The sequence below is a fragment of the Nocardia vermiculata NBRC 100427 genome (assembly GCF_001613265.1).
In the GTDB taxonomy this organism is placed as follows: Bacteria; Actinomycetota; Actinomycetes; order Mycobacteriales; family Mycobacteriaceae; genus Nocardia; species Nocardia vermiculata.
On sequence record NZ_BDCA01000061.1, the window covers coordinates 1 to 5,233 of the forward strand.

At 65.3% G+C, this 5,233-nt stretch carries 4 protein-coding genes; 2 read left to right on the plus strand and 2 right to left on the minus strand.

The window, feature by feature from the left end; translation table 11 throughout:
• The coding region (locus NV2_RS30380; protein WP_067882368.1) for an MFS transporter at positions 1-2,090 on the plus strand (2,090 nt) is incomplete at its 5' end.
• A 16-nt stretch (positions 2,091-2,106) separates the two neighbouring features.
• Here the strand turns inward: NV2_RS30380 and lipB are convergent.
• Together lipB and NV2_RS30390 are read right to left on the minus strand one after the other, a co-directional pair.
• The gene (gene lipB, locus NV2_RS30385) at positions 2,107-2,742 is read right to left on the minus strand and encodes a lipoyl(octanoyl) transferase LipB (RefSeq protein ID WP_067882371.1); all 636 of its coding nucleotides are present in this window, start codon (positions 2,740-2,742) and stop codon (positions 2,107-2,109) included.
• Positions 2,743-2,776: 34 nt separating this feature from the next.
• The gene (locus NV2_RS30390) at positions 2,777-4,042 is read right to left on the minus strand and encodes a DUF475 domain-containing protein (RefSeq protein WP_084475719.1); all 1,266 of its coding nucleotides are present in this window, start codon (positions 4,040-4,042) and stop codon (positions 2,777-2,779) included.
• Between the two features lie 590 nt (positions 4,043-4,632).
• Here NV2_RS30390 and NV2_RS30395 point away from each other — a divergent pair.
• Positions 4,633-5,127: a MarR family winged helix-turn-helix transcriptional regulator gene (locus tag NV2_RS30395; RefSeq protein ID WP_067882374.1), complete on the plus strand. Its 495-nt coding sequence runs from the start codon at positions 4,633-4,635 to the stop codon at positions 5,125-5,127.
• Positions 5,128-5,233: the final 106 nt, after the last annotated feature.

Here is a 5,233-nt window from a genome sequence, read left to right on the forward strand (position 1 = left end):
GCGTGCGGTATCAGGGCTATTTCATGATGGTCTTCGGGACCGCCACGGTCGCCGGACCGGTACTCGGCGGCTTCTTCTCCGACTACGACGTGCTGTGGGGTATCGACGGTTGGCGCTGGGTGTTCCTGGTGAACGTGCCGATCGGCGTGCTGGCGCTGGCGGTCGTGGCGAAGGTACTCAACGTCCCTCATCAACGACAGCGGCATCGGGTGGACTGGTTCGGTGCGATCGCGCTGGCGATCTGTGTGGTGCCGTTGTTGATCGTGGCCGAGCAGGGCCGCAGCTGGGGCTGGGATTCGCAGCGATCGCTGATCTGTTACGGCGTCGGCGCGGCCGGGCTCGTGCTTTTCGTGCTGGTGGAACTGCTGATGAAGAACGCCGCCTTGATTCCGTTGCGGCTGTTCCGGAATTCGACCTTCTCGATCACCATCCTGGGCGGCTTCATCGTCGGTGTCGCGATGTTCGGCGCGATCAGTATGGTGCCGTTGTATCTGCAGGTGGTGCGCGGCTATTCACCGACCAAGGCGGGGTTGTTGATGCTGCCGCTGGTGCTGGGGATCATGGTCGGCTCGCTGATCGCCGGGCAGATCACCAAGGTGACCGGGCGCTACAAGATCCTGCCCGTTGCGGGCACCTTCATCATCGCCTGCGGTGCCGCGCTGTATGCGCAGGTGCACTACGACAGCCCGTTGTGGCAGCCACTCGCCTACAGCGCGATCATCGGGTTCGGCCTCGGCGGCTGTATGCAGACGTTGATCATCGCGGCGCAGAACGCCGGTCCGCGTTCGGATATGGGTGTGTCGACGGCGTCGGCGACCTTCTTCCGGCAGATGGGTGGCACGCTCGGTGTGGCGGTGTTCCTGACGATTCTGTTCAACCTCATGCCGCGCAAGATCATCGATGCCTTCGGCGGCGTCCTGCCACCCGGATTCGACACTGCTCAACTCGATCGACTGCAGGCCAATACCAGCGGAATCGCAGCCCTACCACCGCAGCTCCGCGATCCCATCCTCATCGGTTTCACCGATTCGCTGCAGTGGGTGTTCTACACTGCGGCCGGGGTAGCCGTACTCGCCTGTCTGGTGTTGCTGTTCATGAAGGAGATTCCGCTGCAGGATGCGCCGCCCGCCGCCGAGCCCGCGGCGAATCCGGATCGTTCCGGCGGCGCTCGTTCCGAGGCCGGGATAGAGCCGCTGCCGGTCGTGGGCGGCGGGCCCCGGCGGGTGGGTCCGGGACACACCGGGCCGGACGCCGGTGCCGACATCTCGGAGTCGACGGTGCTGTCCGGTCGTATCCTGCGCGGCGGTGCGCAACCCGTGACGGATGCGGTCGTCACCTTGATCGACCAACGTGGACACCAGGTTTCGCGGGCCACGGGTGCCGCCGACGGCGCCTTCCGGATCGATGCGCCCGAGCTCGGCGACTACGTCCTGATCGTCTCGGCGAACGGGTATCGGCCCGCGGCGGTCAATGTCGCCGTCGGAACGCAATCGGACCCGCTGGACGTGACACTGACCGGCGCGGGGGAGTTGACCGGGATCGTGACCGCGGGCCGGCGCGGACCGCTGGCCGGCGTCACCGTGACCGTCACCGACCACCGCGGTGACGTGGTCGGCGCCGCGGTGACCGGCGCCGACGGTGGTTACCTCTGCCACGGTGTGGTGACCGGAACCTACACGCTGGTGGCGGTGGCCCCTGGGCGTCAGCCCGTCGCCGGCGCGCTGACGGTGCCCGAGACCGGGGTACTGCGCCACGATATCGAGCTGGCCCCGATGAGTGTGCTCACCGGCCGGGTGTGCGCCGGGAGCAGGGCGGTCGCCGATATCCGTGTCACCGTGACCGATTCGGACGGTGAAGTGGTGACCTCCGTGTTCACCGATGCCGAGGGTTACTACCGCATCACCGATCTCCCCGAGGGCGACTACACGGTGGTGGCGCGAGGTTATCCGCCGGTGAGTGATCGGGTCGTACTGGCGGGTGATCGCAACAGTCACGACATGCGACTCGGTCACCGGCCGGCACGGCCACAGGAGGCCGGCGAAGACCGCACCGGCGCAATGGTTTACAGCGGTGTGCGGGAAAGGCTGTAATCGTCGGACCGTTCGATCAGTCGGCCGCGAAGGCCTCCGCCACGATCGGGCGCACCTGATCCATTCCGGTGCCGGGGCGTTCCCGCTGGACCGACGTCATATCGACATCGGGCAGCCCGCAGGCCACCGCCCATTGCCACGGTGTGAGGTCGCCGTCGACGTTGAGGGCGAATCCGTGACTGGTGACCCCGCGGCTCTGGCGCATCCCGATGGAGACGATCTTGCGGCCGGTGGCCACGGTCCACACCCCCGTGAGTAGTTCCGAACCAGGTGGGGTGATGCGGCGCTGCGCTGCGATGCCGAGCCGGTCCAGGGCGGCCACCAGGCGATGTTCGACCTCGCGGATGTAGTCCACCACGCCCTCGTCGGCACCGAGTTTCACCACCAGATATCCCACCAGTTGGCCGGGGCCGTGGTACGTCAGCTGCCCGCCGCGCGTGGTCTCCACCACCGGAATGCCGTGCTCGGGGTCGGGCAGATGGCCGGTGGGGGTGCGCCGCCCGACGGTGTAGACCTGCGGATGGCTGAGCAGCCACAGAGTATCCGGCCGTTCGTCGCGCTTGCGCTGTTCCACCAATTCGACCATGCGTTCCATGGCCTTGTCGTAGTCGACGAGTTCGTCCTGGATCAGTGTCAGCGGCCGCGACCTCATGATCCGAGAATACGTCCGGCCCGGTGCGGCGATCTCAATAGGCTTCGGTGTTGAGCTTGTCGCGTTGTGGTCGCTCCGCCCGCAGCGTCATGTGCTCGAACGGAAATTCGCGGTCCAGTTCGGCGAGGCCGTCCCGCTCCTCATCCGCAGGCTCGGCCCCGTCGGCTGCAGCAACAGTGCCCTCGGCTGCCGCAGTAGCGTCGCCGACCGGTGAAATTCCCTCCGTGTCGGTCTCTGTGACGGGAGCGCGGTGGCGCTTGTTGTGCACCACGCTGCTGAGGTAGGCCGCACCGATGATCGCGACGCCCACCAGGCCGGTGATCATCTCGTCGAGGTGGAAACCGGTGGAGATCAGGAGAACTGCGGCCAGCGCGCCGATTGCCCAGTGCGCGCCGTGCTCGAGATAGATGTACTCCGACAGGGTGCCCCGCCGGACCAGGTAGACGGTGATCGAGCGAACGAACATGGCACCGATCAGCCCCAGTCCGAGGGCGATGATGATCGGGTCCGCGCTGATGGCGAATGCTCCGATCACGCCGTCGAAGGAGAACGAGGCGTCGAGCACCTCGAGGTAGAGGAATGCGAAGAAGGCGGCCTTGCCGGTGAGTAGTGCCGTCTGCGAGGGGCCCTCGATCAGCGAATCGTTCTCGAAGTGTGCGCCGAGCCCGTCGACGAGGAAGTAGGTGGCCATCCCCAGCGCGCCCGACACCATCACCACGTCGGCGCGCTCGTTCGGAGCGAGGAGTCCGGCGGTGAGTACCAGTGCGATCAGTGCGATCACCACCGTGAAGGTGGAGAAGCGCCCGATGCGTGCGAGCGGCCGTTCCAGCCAGCTCAGCCAGGTGATCTCTCGCGGTGTGCAGATGTAGTTCAGGAACAGCAGCAGCAGGAACATCCCACCGAAGGTCGCGATCTTCGGATTGGCGTCGCTGAGCAGGGTTTCATAGCTGGGACGCCCGTCCGGGAAAAACGCCGCGCCGTCCGGCGGCGGGTTCAGCGCCAGCTGCAGGGCATCGAATGGGGCCAGATGCGCACTGATGCCGACCACCACCAGCGGGAACACCAGGCGCATACCGAAGACCGCGATCACCATGCCGATGGTCAGGAAGATGCGCTGCCAGAACGGGCTCATCCGTTGCAGCACACCGGCATTGACCACCGCATTGTCGAACGAGAGCGATACCTCGAGGATTCCGAGGGCTGCTACCAGCACCAAGGCCTCCGGTCCGCCGTACAGCGTAGCCACCACCAAGGACGCAGCGGCGACGATGAACGACAGGGCGAAAACTCGCACGAACATGCCGATGCCTTTCGTCAATCCGACACCCGCGGGGGTTACGACTCCGCGGGTCACAGCATTCAGAGTGCTCGCAACCCTGGTCTCGATTGTGACAGTTGACCGGCTCGAACCACAATCGATCGCCGTCTCCGGCCGTGGGAGGAAGTCGAACAGCCAGGCCGGGCAACGACGTGGGCAATGTTGTCTTCTCGATCACAGTGATGGTAATCCCGCATCGGGGATCGGTGGTGGCGCGGGAGTTGCCAGGAGGGGGGTGTGCCGGGTGTGCGGCCGGTCAGCAGTGTCGTAAAGGTCCGTATTCGTTGACTGTTTTGGGTGTTGTGCCGGATTTGAGATGGCTCGGTGTGGTTTCGATCCGCCCGGGTCACGCCGCTGTTCGTGGGGCGAGTACGCCTGGATGTCGATACCGCATCGGTTTGGGCAAACTTTTGGTAACCCATCGGTGTCCGAATTGGAATCGGTGCGAGTCGAGTGGCGGCGTGTGGCGCTCCGGGGCATGTGCATTCCGCCTCGGTCCGTATGTATAGTTGGCCTCAGCAACTAGTTGTACATGCTAAGCAATTGCGTCGCGGGGAGAAGGTAACTCGATCATGGTCGTAGAGGCCTGTGATCCCGGCACCGGCGCGACCGAATTGGATGTGGCCGACCGTCTCGGTGCACAACTGATTCGATTGATGCGGGCGGTCGGCAGAACCAAATCGCAGATAGCCAAGCACGGCCCGGACGGGCTGGAGCGCTTGGCTTATGCGGTGCTGTTCTGCTTGGTACACGACGGTCCGCAGCGCACGGGCAAGCTCGCGGACACGTTGCATACCGAAGCTTCGACCATCAGCAGACAGACTCGGTCGCTGGTGGCACACGGTCTGGTGGAACGCCGGGCCGATCCCGTGGACGGGCGCGCCTGTGTGCTGGCGCCGACCGCCGAAGGGGAGCGGGTTTTCGAGGAGAACCGTCGAAACCGCAACCGCTGGCTGGCCGAGGTGATGGCCGACTGGCCCGAAGACGAACGGGCCACGTTGACCGATCTCCTCGAACTTCTGGTCAGCGGCATCGAACAGTCCACTATCACCGCGGATTCGAATTAGGGCTACGTACATGACGACTTCGACCACTGAGGCTCCGCCGGCCGCCGCTCCGGTGAGCGCTCCGGCAGCGGAGGATGCCGTCTCCGCCGGGCAGACGTATCTGCCG